The 15845-nt window shown below is 68.1% G+C and carries 15 protein-coding genes; 8 read left to right on the top strand and 7 right to left on the bottom strand.

What is annotated here, in order from left to right; genetic code table 11:
* From AC1DYI_RS12270 to AC1DYI_RS12260, 3 genes are all read right to left on the bottom strand, one after another.
* Positions 1-616 (bottom strand): carbohydrate-binding protein (locus AC1DYI_RS12270; protein ID WP_477204392.1); only part of this gene is annotated, 616 nt, incomplete at its 3' end.
* Positions 617-811: 195 nt separating this feature from the next.
* A complete protein-coding gene (locus AC1DYI_RS12265) occupies positions 812-1987 on the bottom strand; it encodes a hypothetical protein (RefSeq protein WP_477204391.1) in 1176 nt (391 codons plus the stop codon).
* A gap of 125 nt (positions 1988-2112) precedes the next feature.
* Positions 2113-2553 (bottom strand): rhodanese-like domain-containing protein, encoded by a 441-nt coding sequence (locus AC1DYI_RS12260; protein WP_477204390.1) that lies wholly within the window; start codon positions 2551-2553, stop codon positions 2113-2115.
* Positions 2554-2653: 100 nt separating this feature from the next.
* On the opposite strand from AC1DYI_RS12260, the gene ftrA reads away from it, so the two are divergent.
* Positions 2654-3616, top strand: coding sequence for a transcriptional regulator FtrA (gene ftrA, locus AC1DYI_RS12255; RefSeq protein ID WP_477204389.1), 963 nt, complete (start codon positions 2654-2656; stop codon positions 3614-3616).
* 12 nt (positions 3617-3628) lie between these two features.
* Here ftrA and AC1DYI_RS12250 read toward each other — a convergent pair whose 3' ends face one another.
* Together AC1DYI_RS12250 and AC1DYI_RS12245 are read right to left on the bottom strand one after the other, a co-directional pair.
* The gene (locus AC1DYI_RS12250) at positions 3629-6001 is read right to left on the bottom strand and encodes a YgiQ family radical SAM protein (protein ID WP_477204393.1); all 2373 of its coding nucleotides are present in this window, start codon (positions 5999-6001) and stop codon (positions 3629-3631) included.
* A 243-nt stretch (positions 6002-6244) separates the two neighbouring features.
* Positions 6245-6592, bottom strand: a complete 348-nt coding sequence (locus AC1DYI_RS12245; RefSeq protein WP_477204388.1) for a darcynin family protein — start codon at positions 6590-6592, stop codon at positions 6245-6247.
* A gap of 107 nt (positions 6593-6699) precedes the next feature.
* On the opposite strand from AC1DYI_RS12245, the gene AC1DYI_RS12240 reads away from it, so the two are divergent.
* Entirely contained in the window at positions 6700-7320 is a 621-nt protein-coding gene (locus AC1DYI_RS12240; RefSeq protein ID WP_477204387.1) for a TetR/AcrR family transcriptional regulator, read from the top strand.
* Between the two features lie 130 nt (positions 7321-7450).
* Entirely contained in the window at positions 7451-8437 is a 987-nt protein-coding gene (locus tag AC1DYI_RS12235) for a hypothetical protein (protein WP_477204386.1), read from the top strand.
* Here the strand turns inward: AC1DYI_RS12235 and AC1DYI_RS12230 are convergent.
* Together AC1DYI_RS12230 and AC1DYI_RS12225 are read right to left on the bottom strand one after the other, a co-directional pair.
* Complete coding sequence (locus AC1DYI_RS12230; RefSeq protein ID WP_477204385.1) at positions 8427-9770, bottom strand: tetratricopeptide repeat protein; 1344 nt, start codon at positions 9768-9770, stop codon at positions 8427-8429. The two genes, AC1DYI_RS12235 and AC1DYI_RS12230, sit on opposite strands and share 11 nt — an antisense overlap.
* 61 nt (positions 9771-9831) lie before the next feature.
* Positions 9832-10917, bottom strand: a complete 1086-nt coding sequence (locus tag AC1DYI_RS12225) for a DUF748 domain-containing protein (protein ID WP_477204384.1) — start codon at positions 10915-10917, stop codon at positions 9832-9834.
* Positions 10918-11017: 100 nt separating this feature from the next.
* Here AC1DYI_RS12225 and AC1DYI_RS12220 point away from each other — a divergent pair, with 100 nt between their 5' ends.
* From AC1DYI_RS12220 to AC1DYI_RS12200, 5 genes are all read left to right on the top strand, one after another.
* Complete coding sequence (locus AC1DYI_RS12220) at positions 11018-11875, top strand: DUF429 domain-containing protein (protein WP_477204383.1); 858 nt, start codon at positions 11018-11020, stop codon at positions 11873-11875.
* Complete coding sequence (locus tag AC1DYI_RS12215; RefSeq protein ID WP_477204382.1) at positions 11868-14414, top strand: ligase-associated DNA damage response DEXH box helicase; 2547 nt, start codon at positions 11868-11870, stop codon at positions 14412-14414. The genes AC1DYI_RS12220 and AC1DYI_RS12215 overlap by 8 nt, the downstream gene beginning before the upstream one ends.
* Before the next feature lie 58 nt (positions 14415-14472).
* Positions 14473-14874 (top strand): YkvA family protein, encoded by a 402-nt coding sequence (locus AC1DYI_RS12210; protein ID WP_477204381.1) that lies wholly within the window; start codon positions 14473-14475, stop codon positions 14872-14874.
* 8 nt (positions 14875-14882) lie between these two features.
* The gene (locus tag AC1DYI_RS12205; protein WP_477204380.1) at positions 14883-15383 is read left to right on the top strand and encodes a thermonuclease family protein; all 501 of its coding nucleotides are present in this window, start codon (positions 14883-14885) and stop codon (positions 15381-15383) included.
* 173 nt (positions 15384-15556) lie between these two features.
* Positions 15557-15845: PKD domain-containing protein (locus tag AC1DYI_RS12200; RefSeq protein ID WP_477204379.1), on the top strand; the 289-nt coding region annotated here is incomplete at its 3' end.

The following is a 15845-nucleotide window of genomic DNA, read 5'->3' as shown; positions in this document are numbered from 1 at the left end:
GCGGTGGGTTCTCGACGTCGATCACGTCGATGTTGTAGAACGCGGCAGTGTTGTCGGCGTCCTTGCGCAAAGCGAAGGTGCTGCCCGGTGCGATCGGCGCGCCACTGACGAAGGCGAAGGCCTCGTCGTAGAAGGCGCGCGGCCGGCCCTTGGCGGGGTTCTGGTCACTGGCCTGGTAGGCCTGGCCCTCGTAGATCCAGCTCTGGTGCGAGTTGAGCGTCAGGTGCTGGCGGAACACGCCGTCCACATACAGGTTCAACGTTGCGGTGATGCCACCGCCGGCGGGCGCATCGGGGATGCTGGCGCGCACGTTGATGAAGCTGATCGGCTGGCCGGTCTGGTTGGTCCAGCGCACCTCCTGGCCAGTGACGGCCAGCGCGACGTAAGCGTGGCCCGAGGCTTCCAGCACGGGGCTGGCGTAACGCGTGGTCGGTGCTGACTTCAGCGCGACGATTTGCGCGCCGCCAGAGAGTTTGCCGGCCTCGGCCTCGTAGCTCTTGAATGGTGTTGTGGCACCTGTGGCGTGGACGGCCGCATTCACTGCGGCGGCCAAGCACGCACCGAGCAGGACGCGGATTCCAACATGACCTATCCAGCCACTGCGACGCATCGACATCAGATTCTCCTGGTTCGCCGTACCGCGGTCATGTCGCGTTACGGCGCCCTCAGCGACTGAGTCTGCGACCCTCGCGGTCAAGAGGCTTGTACAGACCTGACATCGAATGCCACTGGGCGGCAAGGGACGTAACGGAATGCGAAAAGCGATAAGACGGCGGCCGCCAAGCGCCATAGGTGCCTGGCGGTGCGGTCGTCAGTGCCAGAAGGCGAGGTAGTTCGGATCAAGGTCGAGTAACGAAGGCAGGAACTCGGTCGGATCGGACTTCAGCCAAGTGTAGTCGCGGCAGTTGATCACGTACCAGTACTCGCTGGTGCCATCGTTCGTGTTGGTCACCTTCTCGGCGTACTTGCCGGTGGTCACAAGTGTCCCTGTCGTCATGACCGGCGTCGTCGCGGCCGGCATGTCATAGGGCTTGCCGCAGCGGCCGGTGTTGTAGAGCGCGGCGGCCTCGTCCTTGGTCTTCTGGCGATCCGTTGCGCTGGTGCCGTAGTAGTCCTCGCGGCGCCACATCTCGTAGCGCGAGAAGCCCCACTCGTCAGTGAAGAAGGCGCGCTCCAGTTCTTTCGATAGCCCGGGGTTCGCCACTTGGTGTTGCTGGTTGCTGTAGTGGTTGGACACGAAGGTCTGCGCCGTGATGCCCGACTTGAACGTGTAGTTCGTCAACGCCCACATCGTGAAGCCGCTGTGAAAGTCATTCGGGCAGTCGCCAAAGACCTCGCCAGGCGGCGTGACTTCAGCCGTGTCGAGCTTGGTTTGCTGAAAGCGCCATTCGAAGGCGTCCAGTTGCGTCGGCAGGGCCACGCTGGCCAGCGGCCAGCCGTCGTAGAAGCGGCGCGAGTCGTTGGGGAAGGTGTCGCACAACGGCGTCGTCATGTACGACAGGTCGTTACCGTCACCGCTGGCCATCAGGAAGCCGATCCCGCCATCCTGCGTTTCGACCCAGCGGACGGAGGCGCGGTCCTCTGTTGCTGCATTGGCCCGATCGTGCAGGTGCGGATCGGTGTCGTTGACCGGGCAGCTCGGAATCTCGTTCGGGTCGTAGCCCATGTCTGTGTAGCCCAGCGCCCGAACCTTGCCGTCGTACCAGGCGTACATGTTGGTCATCTCGCGGCTGCTGCGCATCACACGACACGATCCACTGGTGTTCGGATAGTCGCGCAGTTTGTAGTAAGGGGCTTCGCCRCTGTTGAGGCTGCGTTGCGTGCAGGCGTTCTTGCCCGGAATTTTGGTCTTGTCGACTGTGCCGTCTGACTTCAGACAGACGTTCATGACCAGAAAGTCTTTGAAGGTCTTGGCCTGGACCGCGGGCGCGGCGGTCAGGGTGGTGGCCACGGCGGCGGCTACCGTGAAGCATGCGCGGAATTTCAAATGTCTCTCCCGAATAGTGAACATGACGCCAGCGGTACGCACGCCGAAGGGCGGCGCGTCGCGCTGGTGAGAGAGGGATCATAGTTGCCGCCTGGCGCACGGGATGAGCCACCCTGGCGTAGGTCTCATGATCTCTTCAGTTCGCCTGGCGCTTCACCCGTCGCCAGTGCAAAGCCTTCATCCACCCAGCCGGTGATGCCGCCGACCATCAGCTTGACCGGCCGGCCAAGCTTGGCCAGGCGGATCGCCCCGCGGTGGCCGCCGTTGCAGTGCGGGCCGGCGCAGTAGGTGACGAACACCGTATCCGCGGGGTAGCTGGCCATCTTGCTTTCGACGATCTTGCCGTGCGGCAGGTTGATCGCGCCGGGCACATGGCCACGGGCGTACAGCTCGGGGCTGCGCACGTCGAGCAGCACGAAGTCTGCGCCGCGCGCCAGTGCGTCATGCGTGTCCCAGCAATCGGTCTCGAAGCGCAAGGCGGATTCGAAGTGGGCCAGGGCGTCGACCGAGGCGGCAGGGCGGACGGCGGTGACGGCCGTGGGGGTGGCGATGGTGGCGGTGGTCATTCGGAACAGCTCCATGCAGGGGGTTGCGATGCCTTCATTGTGGGAAAGGCACGGAGCTGGCGACAGTGGCCGCAACGACGCTGACCGGTAAGATAACGCCATGAAGGACCACCTCGTTGCCGCGCTCGCCTACGATGGCTTGTGCACCTTCGAATTCGGCTGTGTGGTCGAGATGTTCTCGCTCGAACGGCCGGAGCTGGGTGTCGACTGGTACCGTTTCGCTGTCTGTGCCGCCGAGCGTGGGCCGGTCCGCGCCGCGGGTGGGATCCAGGTGGTCGCGCCGCATGGGCTGGCCATGCTCGCGCGGGCCGACACCATCGTCGTGCCGGGCTGGCGCAATGCCGACGAGCCGCCGCCGGAGCTTTTGCTGCGCGCCCTGCGCCGCGCCCATGCCCGCGGCGCGCGGCTGGCCAGCATCTGTTCGGGCGTGTTCGTGCTGGCCGCGACCGGCCTGCTGGACGGCAAGGCCGCAACGACGCACTGGCGCTATGCCGACAAACTGCGCGAGCGCCACCCGGCGATCGACGTGCGCACCAATGCGCTCTACGTCGACGAGGGCGACATCCTCACCTCAGCCGGCTCCGCCGCCGGCCTGGACATGCTGCTGCACTTGGTACGGCGCGACCACGGCGCGAAGGTCGCGAACCAGGTCGCGCAGCGCCTGGTGATCGCGCCGCACCGGTTGGGCGACCAGGCGCAGTTCGTGCCGCGGCCGATGCCTGTCGACGAAGCCGCGCGCGTGTCACGCCTGATGGACTGGGTGCGCGCGCATCCGGCGCAGCCGCATACGCCGGCCAGCCTTGCTGCACGCGCCGCGATGAGCGTGCGCACGCTGCAGCGGCAGTTTCAGGAGACCGCAGGCCTGACGCCGCTCGAGTGGGTCACACGCGAGCGCGTGGCCGCGGCGCGCGAACTGCTCGAGAGTTCACGCCGACCGATGGCCGACATCGCCGAGCGCACCGGCTTCGGCTCCGAAGAGTCCTTTCGCCGCCACTTCCGGCTGGTCACCGGCATCAGCCCGGCGACCTACCGGCGCCAGTTCGCGACACGGCCGGCGGCCTGACGGCGCGGGCGATCAGCGCACGCGTGTCTTGCGCGATGCCGGCACCGCCGGACGGGCTGACGTGCCCGGCCGCGCGGGCCGACTACCGTTGTCGCGAGGTGGCAGACCGGTGTGCTGGGTCAGGATCCGACCCTTGACGGGTTGCGTCGTCTTGAGCGCCACGCCCCGCTTCGCCGAAGGCGTYGGTGTCGAGTTGCTGCGCCGCGCGGTCTGGTAGCTGCCGTCGGTGGCGGGCTGCCAGGTCGGGATGAGGTGGTGCTTGCCGTTACCGATCAGGTCGGCGCGGCCCATGTCTTTCAGCGCGTCGCGCAGCAGCGGCCAGTTGTTCGGGTCGTGGTAGCGCAAGAAGGCCTTGTGCAGCCGGCGGCGGCGTTCGCCACGCACGATGTCGACCATCTCGCCGCCGCGTTTCGGGTCGCGGTGGATGCCCTTCAGCGGGTTGCGGCCGGTGTGGTACATCGCGGTCGCGGTGGCCATCGGGCTGGGGTAGAAGGTCTGCACCTGGTCGGCGCGAAAGCCGTTGCGCTTCAACCAGAGCGCCAGGTTCATCATGTCTTCGTCGCTGGTGCCCGGGTGGGCGGCGATGAAGTACGGGATCAGGAACTGCTCTTTCCCGGCCTCGGCGCTGTACTTGTCGAACATCGCCTTGAACTTGTCGTAGCTGCCGATGCCGGGCTTCATCATCTTCGACAGCGGCCCGCCCTCGGTGTGCTCGGGCGCGATCTTCAGGTAGCCGCCGACGTGATGCTGCACCAGCTCTTTCACGTACTCGGGTGACTGCACGGCCAGGTCGTAGCGCAGGCCGGAGCCGATCAGGATCTTCTTGACGCCCTTCAACGCGCGGGCACGCCGGTACATCTTGATCAGCGGACCATGGTCAGTGTCCAGGTTCGGGCAGATGCCGGGGTAGACGCAACTCGGCTTGCGGCAGGCGGCCTCGATCGCGGCGCTCTTGCAGCCGATGCGGTACATGTTGGCCGTCGGGCCTCCGAGGTCGCTCACGACGCCGGTGAAGCCCTTGACCTTGTCGCGCATCTCCTCGATCTCGCGGATCACCGAGTCTTCACTGCGGCTCTGGATGATGCGGCCTTCGTGCTCGGTGATCGAGCAGAAGGTGCAGCCGCCGAAGCAGCCGCGCATGATGTTCACGCTGAAGCGGATCATCTCCCACGCGGGGATCTTGGTCGCGCCGTCGTGGCCGCCCTTTTCGTCCGCATAGGCCGGGTGCGGCGAGCGGGCGTAGGGCAGGTCGAACACATGGTCCATCTCGGCCGTCGTCAGCGGGATGGGCGGTGGGTTGATCCAGACCTCGCGCGCGGTCTTGCCCTCGCCGTGGCGCTGCACCAGCGCGCGGGCGTTGCCGGGGTTGGTCTCCAGGTGCAACACGCGGTTGGCGTGGGCGTAGAGAACGGGGTCGCTCTTGACCTGCTCGTAGCTGGGCAGGCGGATCACGGTCTTCTCGCGCGGCGGCAGCATCACGCGGCCGGTGGTGTTGCGCACGAAGGTGATCGGCTTGACGGCGGGGTCAGCCGCGGGTACCGCAGCGCCATCGCTGCCTTGCTCTTTCGAGCAGGTCGTGCCCTGTGCCTCGGCCTGCTCGCTGGTCGTCTGGTACGGGTTGATGTGAGAGTCGATGCGGCCGGGCAGGTCGACCTCGGTCGAGTCGACCTCAAACCAGCCGGCGGCCGTCGGGTCGTCGTGGCGGCGGACGAAGGCGGTGCCGCGGATGTCGGTCATGTGCGCGATCGGCTCGCGCGCGGCCAGGCGGTGGGCGATCTCGATGATCGCGCGCTCGGCGTTGCCGTACAGCAGCAGGTCGGCCTTGGCATCGACCAGGATCGAGCGGCGGACCTTGTCCTGCCAGTAGTCGTAGTGGGCGATTCGGCGCAGCGAGCCTTCGATGCCGCCGAGCACGATGGGCACGTCGTTAAAGGCTTCCTTGCAGCGCTGGGCATAGACGAGCGAGGCGCGGTCGGGGCGCTTGCCGCCGACGTTGCCGGGCGTGTAGGCGTCGTCGCTGCGGATCTTCCGGTCGGCGGTGTACCGGTTGATCATCGAGTCCATGTTGCCGGCGGTCACGCCGAAGAACAGGTTCGGCTTGCCCAGCGCCTTGAACGGGTCGGCCGACTGCCAGTCGGGCTGCGCAATGATGCCGACGCGGAAGCCCTGGGCCTCCAGCGTGCGGCCGATCACGGCCATGCCGAAGCTGGCGTGGTCGACGTAGGCGTCGCCGGTGACGATGATGACGTCGCACGAATCCCAGCCGAGCTTGTCCATCTCGGCGCGGCTCATCGGCAGGAACGGGGCCGTGCCGAAGCGCTTGGCCCAGTACGGGCGGTAGGCCGTCAGCGGCTTGACGGCAGGCGCCGTCTTCGGCTTGGCGATGGGCGCGGCGGGGCGCGCGGGGGCGGTGGTGGTCGTCACGGTGGTGGGCTGCGGCGGCGGCCGGCAAGGGCCGCCAGGTGCCGGACAGCAGGGCCGGCGGGGCGAAGCGCCGAGCGGCGCCAACCGCGTATTGTCCCAGGAGCGGCCCGCGGGCGCCAGCCCGGGGGCTTGGGCGGCCCTTTCGCCGGGTGGCCGGGCGTGACACCCGGCACGCCGCCGGGGCCTGTCACACCGCGGCTGGCGTCAGGCCCAGGCTGGCAGCGGGCTGCAGACCGGCTCCCGGCCGCCGTCGGCAATGCTGGGAATCACGTCCAGCACGTCGAAATACGGCTTGGCCAGCAGGTCGTCGCTGCGCAGCGTGTCGACGGCGTCGCGGTATTCGGGCATGTCGCTGGTCTCCCAGACCAGCACGTCCGAACAGCGGCCATGGAAGGCGCTGGCGTCGAAAAAGCGCAGCCGCACCTCGGGAAAGCGGTTGAAGACCTTGAACAACGCGCCGTCGTAGATCGCGTTGCGTTGGTCGGGGGGCAAGGCCAGCCACGCGGCGGTGGCCTTGAGCAGCATGAAGACGGTGTAGGGGCGTGGGGTCATCGGCTCGGGCGGGAATCGGGTGGGTTTGACGCGCCGCAGCGCTTGGCCCAGACTATGCGAGCTTCTGCTCACATTTCCAACTCGCATTTCCGTAGTCCACCCCGACCATGGCCACGCCCACGATCAGCCCCCGCAAATCGCCGCGCCAGGCGCGTTCACAGGCCACCGTCACGGCCATTCTGGACGCGGCGGCTCGCGTTTTGGTCGAGCGCGGTTACGCCGCTACCAACACCAACGTGGTGGCCGAGCTGGCCGGCGTCAGTGTCGGCTCGCTGTACCAGTACTTTCCGAACAAGGACGCGCTGATCGCCGCGCTGCACGAGCGCCACGCCCGCGAGATGAACCAGGTTGTCGAGCGTTCGTTGGCCGACAGCGAAGGCCTGGGCTTCGAGGCGGCGCTGAGCCTGCTGCTCGAAGGCATCGTCGAGGCGCACCGCGTCGAAGCCGGCCTGCACCGTGTGCTGGAGACCCAGCTCGCCGGGCTGGACGTGCTGGACGACCACGTGGAGACCGAGGCCAAGATCAGCGCGCAGATCCGCACACTGCTGGCGCGCTACCCGGACGAGATTCGCGTACCGGATCAGCGCCTGGCCGTCTACCTGCTGATGCATTCGCTGCACGGGCTGGTGCATGCGGTGGTCTTCGAGCGGCCGGCTGGCGTGTCGATCAGGCAGGCCACGCGCGAGATGGTGCGCATGACCAAGGTCTACCTGACGACACCGGCCTGAGTGCACGGTGCGCGCAAAGTCACCCCGCGGTCACCCCGCGGCGGTGGACGCTTCAGAGACCACCTGCCCACACTGCACGGCACGGGCCGGCCGATGGCGACCGGCCCCTTCATCCAAGGAGGTGATCGCCATGCTTCGCACACCAGCTGCCGCAGTCGCGGCCCTGATCGCAGTCCTGGCCGGACCGGCTTCCGGCTACACCGTCTACGTCGGCAACGACCAGTGCCCGACCAACAACTCGGTCACCCAACTGACCGGCAAACCGTGGACGCTCGGCGCAACGATTCCGGTCGGCAACTGCCCGGCCGGCATCGCCTTTGCGCCCGACGGCAGCAAGGCTTATGTGCTGAATGCCGGCGAGAGCACGATCACGCCGATCGACACGGCCACCTTCACCGCTGGCACGGCGTTCTCGGCCGGCGTGTCGATCCCGATCTTCGTCGCGGTCACACCGGACGGGCAGTCCATCGTCACCGCTGGCGCCTCGTCGAACACACTGGCGGTGATCTCGACTGCCAACACCGCGAACGTGAAGACGGTGACGGTGGGCAGCTCGCCGCAAGGCGTCGCAGTGCTGCCCGACAGCAGCGCGGTCTATGTGGCCAACCAGGGCGGCGGCAGCGTCTCGGTCGTCAAGCTGGGCGCGAACCCGAAGCTGGTCAAAACGATCAGCTTCCCGTCTCCAGGTTGCACACCCTCTGGCATGGCCGCCGCACCCAACGGCGCGACGGTCTATGCCGCCTGCACCAACGGCCCGCTGTGGCCGATCAAGGTGGCCAAGAACAAGGCCGCGGCGGTGCCGATCACGATCCCGCAGTCCTGCTGCACGACGCAGGTGGCGATCACGCCGAGCGGCAAGACGGCGTATGTGTCGAACACCCTCGGCGCGGTGTATCCGGTGACACTGAAGACCGGAATCGTCGGCCCGGCCATCCCGGTGCCCGGCGCCTACGGCTTGGCGATGAGCCCGGACGGCAAGGTGCTGATGGTGGGCGATGGTGATTGCTGCTTCGTCGACACCCCGTTGACGGCGGTCTCGACCGCGACGAACACCGTCAGCACGACCATCCCGACCGGCACGAACTACGTGCACCGGTGGCTGGCGTTCAAGCCTTGAGAGACTTCAGCAGCGGGGCCCAGCGGGTGTGCTCGTGCAGCGCGGCGAAGCTGGGCTCGAACGGTGTCTGCATCACCTGCGGATCACACTCACGCACCGCGCGTTCGAGCAACGTGAAGGCCTCGTTCGGCCGGCCGCGCCGGGTTTCGAAGATCGCCAGCACATAGGGCGACAGCGGCTGTCCGGCGAAGCGCTGCAAGGTGTCGGACATCAGCGCGTCGGCCTCGTCGGCCCGGCTGGCGAGGGCCAACGCACCGGCCAGCGCCACATGGCAGCCGGGGTAGTCGGGCATCGCATCGCGGGCCTGCTGGTAGTGGCCGATCGCGGCCGCGGCGTCGCCGCGGCACATCGCGATCGTGCCGCGGATGCCGGCGATGGCCATCGTGGCCGGCGCAATGTCCGCCATCGCTTCAGCTTCGGCTTCGGCGTCGCCCCAGCGGCCCTGCGCGATGCGCAGGTTGATCATGTGCTGGCGGGTGTTGATGTAGTGCGGGTCGAGCTGGCGCGCGCGCTTGAGCTCACGCTCGGCCTCGTCGAACGCGCCGTGGATGACCAGGTGGCAGCCGTAGGCCGAGTGGACGAACGCCAGTTCCGGCGCCAGCGCCAGCGCGCGCCGGAAGCTGCGCCTGGCCTCGGCCCAGTCATGCTCGAACTGGTGCTGGATCGCGCCCAGCAGCACGTGGGCCACTGCGTGCGTCGGGTCGAGCTGCAGCGCTTGGCGCAGGGCGCGCCCTGCCTCGGCTGAAGCGGCAGCCGGCTCCCGGTACCAGCCCGTGGCCAGGTTCAACCACGCGCGGCCCAGGCCCACCCAGGCTGGCGCGTGCTCGGGCGACTCTTGCAGCGCTTGCTCGAAGCGCTCCCGTGCCTGCTCCAGCGTGACCTTCGACAAGGCCTGGCGCAGGAAGTGTTCACCGCGCTCCACCAGGTCGCGCGCATGCCGCGTCAGCCCGGGCACGTGAGCCACGCCGTCGTGCGCGGCGATCACCGGCAAATAGCTGCCCACCGGCAACTCGATGCGTAACGTGGCCTCGCTGCCTTCGGCGCGGTAGTAAGCGGCCAGGCGCGAGCGCAGGCGACGGGCTTCGACGCGCACGATCGAATCCTGCTTGGGGTCGAAGCTGGCGGCGGGGCGGCCAAAGACGTCGACCGCGATCACCGCTTCTTTCAGCGGCGCGGCGGATGAATCGTAGAGCCCCGCGACCAGGTGGTGCAGCAGCGCGCGGTGCCGTGCCGAGCTGCGGAAAGCCGCACTGCGCTCGATCTCGGCCAAAGCCATCTCGACCTGCTCGCGCGGCGGCAGCAGGTGGGGCGCGGGGGCGTCTTCGCGTTTCATGGCGGGGCCGATGAAACTCTACTGGAGGATGCCGCGGCGTGGGGCTCTGGATGCGGAGTCGCTACCGCCCGAACAGCCCCTTCACCATGTCGCCGACACCCTCGACGACGCCCGACACGCTGACGCCGAGTGACTCGGCCAGCCCGCTGGCAAAGCGCTTGGCCAGGCTGTCGTTGACCGAGAACGACGGGTCGTCCAGCCGGCCTTCGAGGGTGAACTTCATGTCGATGCGGCCTTTGCGCTCCAGCCCCGACAGCACGGCCTGGCGCGACATGCCGGCGAAGCGGTCCATTACGCCCGGGCCGCTGGCCAGTTGCAGGCCGGTCAGTACCACCTGGCCGGGGGCGCGCAGTTGCTGGTTGTGCACGCGGGCGTCCAGCGTCAGATCCAGCAGGCCGTGCTTGATGCCGCCATCGACCGCTTTCAGCAGATAGGGTTGCAGTGCCAGCAGGTCGGCGCCGTTGAGGCGAATCTTCAGGTCGGCCTCGCGCGTGGCCGGCGTCAGATCGCCGTTGATCTGAAGCTTGCCATCCTGCGTCGGCCCCTTGAACAAGGCTTGCAGCGTGATCACCATCGGCTCGTCGAAAGTCGGGGCGGCGAGATGGTCGAGCTGGGCGTTGAGATCGGCCAGTTGCACGCGGTGCGGCGCACGCTGGCCCGGCAGGCTGGCGTCGTACAGGTCGACTTGCACCTGGTTCAACACCAKGTGATCGATCAGGACCCGGGTCGGTGGAGCGGCGCTCGCGGCCGGCGCGGGTGCGGGCGCCGACTTGTGCGCATCCCCCAGCACAGAGGGCAACACGCGCAGGCGCCCGTCGCGACCACGCAGCAGCACGATGCGGGCATCGTCGATCTCGATCCGCTGCACGCGCCAGCCGCCGAACGCACTGGCCAGGTCGGGCCGCACGCGCACACGGCCGGCGTGCAGTTCTTCGTCTGCGGGCCAGCCCGGGCCGGCGCTGATGTGCAGGTCACGCACCGTCAGCCCGGACCAGCCGAGTTCGATGGCGCCGACGCTGGCGCGTGGCCCAAGGGCTTGCAGCAATGCGCCTTGCAGGCGTTGCAGGGCCACGTGGTAGGCCGCTGCGACGGCAGCGAACAGCAGCAGGGCGATCAGGGCGAGAACGAGCTTTCGGCGAGCGGGCATGGCGCCATTTTCGGTCGCTGCCCGCAGGCCAGTTGTTAACGGCTGTGATGGCCCTGGGTCACGCGGGTGGGGTGGGCCGCGGCGAGAATCGATCGCAACCATGTCAACACCACCTCATGTCGCCGACGCCAACGCCGAGCCCCGTTTGCTCGGCGTCGATTTTTCCAGCGCACCACGCGCGGCCAAGCCCATCGTCGCGGCCTGGGGCCGGCGCTCGGGTGCGGTGCTGAAGMTGGAGGCGGTCGACACGCTGGCCAGCTTCGAGGCTTTCGAAACCTTGCTTCGCACGCCGGGGCCCTGGGTCGGTGGCTTCGATCTGCCGTTCGGCCTGCCGCGCGAGCTGGTCGAACACCTCGGTTGGCCGCAGGACTGGCGCGGCCTGATGCAGCACTATGCGGGCTTGAGCCGCGACGAGATCCGCGAGACCTTTGCCGCTTTCTGTGCCGCGCGGCCGGTCGGCGCCAAGTTCGCACACCGCGCCTGCGACGGCCCGGCAGGTTCGTCACCGAGCATGAAGTGGGTCAACCCGCCGGTGGCCTTCATGCTGCATGCCGGGGTGCCCCGGCTCATCGAAGCCGGCGCTCATCTGCCCGGCTTGCATGAGGGTGATGCCGACCGGGTCGCGCTGGAGGCCTACCCCGGCCTGCTGGCGCGTGAACTGATCGGCACGCGTTCGTACAAGAGCGACGACAAGGCCAAGCAGACGCCCGAGCGGCTGATCGCCCGCAAGGACATCGTCGACGCGCTGGAGCAAGGCCGCACGCGCCTGGGCTTGCGCCTGAGGCTGAGCCACGCGCAGCGTGATGCGCTGGTGGCCGACGCGAGTGGCGACCGGYTCGACGCGGTGCTGTGCATGCTGCAGGCGGGATGGGCCAGCGGGCAGCAGGACTGGGGCTTGCCGCCGACGCTGGATGCGCTCGAGGGTTGGATCGTCAGCGCCGTGCCACTCGATGCCTGACACCGCTGCCGCCGAGGCCTGGTTCGCCGGCCGAGGCTGGCAGCCGTTCGCGTTCCAGCGCGAGGTCTGGGCCGCGATGGACCGGGGCGAAGGCGGGCTGCTGCACGCTACCACCGGCGCTGGCAAGACCTACGCGGTGGCCTTTGGTGCGATCGCGCGCATTGCCGAGACGAAAGGTTCGGGGGCGCTGCCCTTGTCGGTGCTGTGGATCACGCCGATGCGGGCCTTGGCCGCAGACACGTTGCGCGCGCTGCAAGCGCCGCTGATGGACCTGCGGCCGCGCGCGACGCTGGGCCTGCGCAGTGGCGATACGCCGTCCGCCGAGCGTGCGAAGCAAGATAAGCGCTGGCCCACGGTGCTGGTCACGACGCCTGAGTCGCTCAGCTTGATGCTGACGCGTGCGAACGCCGAAGCCGAGCTGAGCCAGGTGCGCACGGTGATCGTCGACGAATGGCACGAACTGATCGGCAGCAAGCGTGGCGTGCAGGTGCAACTGTCGCTGGCGCGACTGGCGCGCTGGAACCCCGGACTGGTGGTGTGGGGCCTGTCGGCCACGCTGGGCAACCTGGGTGATGCCATGGGCACGCTGCTGGGCCACGACAGTGGTCGGCTGGTGCAGGGCCGCATCGACAAGACCTTGATCATCGACACGCTGCTGCCCGACGAGCCCGGCCGCTTCACCTGGGGCGGTCACCTCGGCGCGCAAATGCAGCCGGCGGTGGTGCGCGAAATCGAGAACAGCCCCGGCACGACGCTGATCTTCACCAACGTGCGTTCGCAGGCCGAGATCTGGTACCAACTGCTGCTGGAGGCGCGGCCGGACTGGGCCGGCTCGATTGCGTTGCACCATGGCTCGCTCGACAAAGCGGTGCGCGAGTGGGTCGAGGCCGGCTTGAAGGCGGGCACGCTGAAAGCGGTGGTGGCGACTTCGTCGTTGGACCTGGGCGTGGACTTTCTGCCGGTCGAGCGTGTGTTGCAGATCGGCTCGGCCAAAGGTGTCGCGCGGCTGCTGCAACGTGCTGGCCGCTCCGGTCATGCGCCGGGCCGGCCTAGTCGCGTGACCGTGGTGCCGACGAACACGCTGGAGCTCATCGAGGCGGTCGGGGCCCGCGAAGCGGCGTTCGCCGGTCGCGTGGAGCAACGGCACTCACCCGACAAGCCCTTGGACGTGCTGGTGCAGCACCTGGTCACCGTGGCGCTGGGTGGTGGCTTCACCGCCGACGCCTTGTTCGATGAGGTGCGACATGCGCGCGCCTACCGTGACCTGACGCGCGAAGAGTTCGACTGGGCGCTGGCCTTCGTCGAACGCGGCGGCGCGAGCCTGCACGCCTACCCCGAGTACCACCGCGTGCAGTGGGTCGAAGCGGAGGGGACGGACGCCGCGCGGCCCGGGGTTGGCAGCTACCGGGTGCCCGACCGCGGCATCGCGCAGCGCCACCGGCTGCAAGTCGGCACCATCGTTGGCGACAGCGCGATGAAGGTCGCGTGGGTCAGCGGTGGCACGCTGGGCACGATCGAAGAGAGCTTCATTGCGCGCTTGTCAGCCGGCGACTGCTTTGTTTTCGCTGGTCGCGTGCTCGAGTACGTCCGCACCAAGGAGATGACGGCCTTCGTGCGCACCGCGACGAAACCCAAGGGGCGCGTGGTGGTGTGGAACGGCGCGCGCATGGCGTTCTCGACCGAGATGTCCGACGCCGTCCGCACCGTGCTGGAACGCGCTGGTTCAGGCCCCGGTGGCGCTCTGGTGCTGGACAGCCCGGAGCTGCGCGCCGCCGGCCCGATGCTGGACGCGCAGCGGCGGCTGTCGCGTCTGCCCGAGCCCGGCACGCTGCTGGTCGAGCGCTATCGCTCGCGCGAAGGCCACCACCTCTTCGTCTACCCCTTCGCCGGCCGGCATGTGCACCTCGGCCTGGCGGGTCTGCTGGCATGGCGGCTGGCGCGTGACGATCCCAACACCTATTCGCTGGCCTTCAATGACCTAGGCTTCGAGTTGCTCGGTGCCAAGCCGATCAGCACCGAGGCGCTGGAAGCCGACCAGGCGTTCACCACGGACCATCTGCTGGAGGACGTGCTCGCCAGCCTGAACGCGCGCGAGTTGGCGCAGCGGCGCTTTCGCGAGATCGCCCGCGTCGCCGGGCTGGTGTTCACCGGCTATCCAGGCGCGAACAAGGGCGCGCGCCAGCTGCAAGCCTCGTCGTCGTTGTTCTACGAGGTGTTTCGCAAGTACGACGCCGGCAACCGCCTGCTCGGGCAAGCCGAGCATGAAGCCTTGTCGCAGGAGCTCGAGCTGGGGCGCTTGCGCGAGGTGCTGCAGGGCTTGTCGGCACGGCGTCTGCTGTGGGCCGAACTGCGGGCACCGAGCCCGTTCTCGCTGCCGTTGATGGTCGAGCGGTTTCGAGAGCGCCTGAGCAACGAGAAGATGAAAGACCGGCTGGCCCGACTTCTGGCCGAAGCCGAGCAGCGGCTCGATGCGCCGCCGGCGGGCATCTCGATGCCGCCGAGGCCACGCGGTGCTCGCAGCGCGCCCAAGAGCGTCTGATGCGCCTCCTACAATCCGCCGCTCATTCGTTCGTTGTGAGCAAGAGGCGCACCGCTTCATGAGCCTGTTCGGCAAAGCCTGGCGCGTGGCCCCCACGACCCGCCTCGCCACCTACCTGATCGCGCTGTGGAAGCTGGCCCGCCACCGCGACACACCGCGCGGCGCGAAGATGATCGCGTGGGGTGTGCTGGCCTACGCCTTGAGCCCGATCGACCTGATCCCGGACTTCATCCCGATCCTCGGCCAGCTCGACGACATCGTGCTGATCCCGCTCGGCGTTGCGCTGGTCGTCAGGCTGGTGCCGGCGCCGCTGTGGCAAGGCTGCATGCAAGAGGCCGAGATTCACGCCGAACGTTTGCCGAAGCTGTGGTGGGGCGCGTTGCTGATCGCGTTGTTCTGGCTCGCGATGCTCGGGCTCGCGGGGTGGGCCGTCTACCGTTTCTTCTTCGCCGGCGCATGAGCCTTCGCATGAAACACCGGGCCGCCGTCTGGCTGCTCGCCGCCTTGGCTTGCACCCCGTTGGCGGCAATGACCGGCCGCGCCACGCATGTCAGCGATGGCGACACGCTTTGGGTGCGACCAGCAACCGGTGGCCGGCCGATCAAGCTGCGCCTTCAAGGTCTCGATGCACCGGAGATCTGCCAGGCCGGCGGCGTGGCCGCGCGCGATGCGTTGGCCGACCTTGTCAAAGAACAAGACCTTCAGGTGGAAGAGCTCGGCTACGACAGTTGGGGCCGTATCCTGGCCCGCGTTTCAGTAGCCCACCACGACATCGGCGCCCGCCTGGTGCAAGACGGCCACGCCTGGAGCGACCTCTTCCACCACGACCCCGGCCCCTATGCCAGCGAAGAGATGAACGCTCGCCGTGCGCGGCGCGGCTTGCATGCCACGCTGGGGGCGATCCGGCCGCGTGACTTCCGTCAGCACCATGGGCCGTGCGAGCCTTCCACGCCAGCTTCTTCACGCTAGCCCGCCATGGCCGCGGTCGCGGCACTTGTATCATTTCGTGTTCTGAAAAACCAACGAATCTGAGGGAGTGAGGGATGCGTGCGTACCGGGCCTGCCTGGCCGGGCTGTTGAGCCTTTGCCTTTTCTTGAGCGCGTGTGACGACGGTGGTGGTGGAGGGGATGGGCCCACGCCCTTGCCGGAGATTGTCACCATCAGTGGCTCCAGCACGACCGACACCGACTCGCCCGCAAAATTCAGCAGCGACGTCGCCAACCCGGACGGCGGCCTGAGCTTTCGCTGGGACTTTGGCGATGGCACGTCGAGTTCTGAAGCATCGCCGAGCCACTCATTCGCGGCACCGGGCGACTACGAGATCGTGCTGACTGTCAGCAACGAAGACGGCGCAATCAAGAGCGCCACCTTCAAGGTGAGCGCGCGCCACCTCGCCGTGGTGAAAGACCTGCAGTGCAGCGGCGGCGACG

The organism is Ideonella sp. P3_A4 (assembly GCF_056403075.1).
The sequence above is the reverse complement of the archived record's forward strand: the minus strand, read 5'-3'. Positions and strand labels throughout refer to the sequence as shown.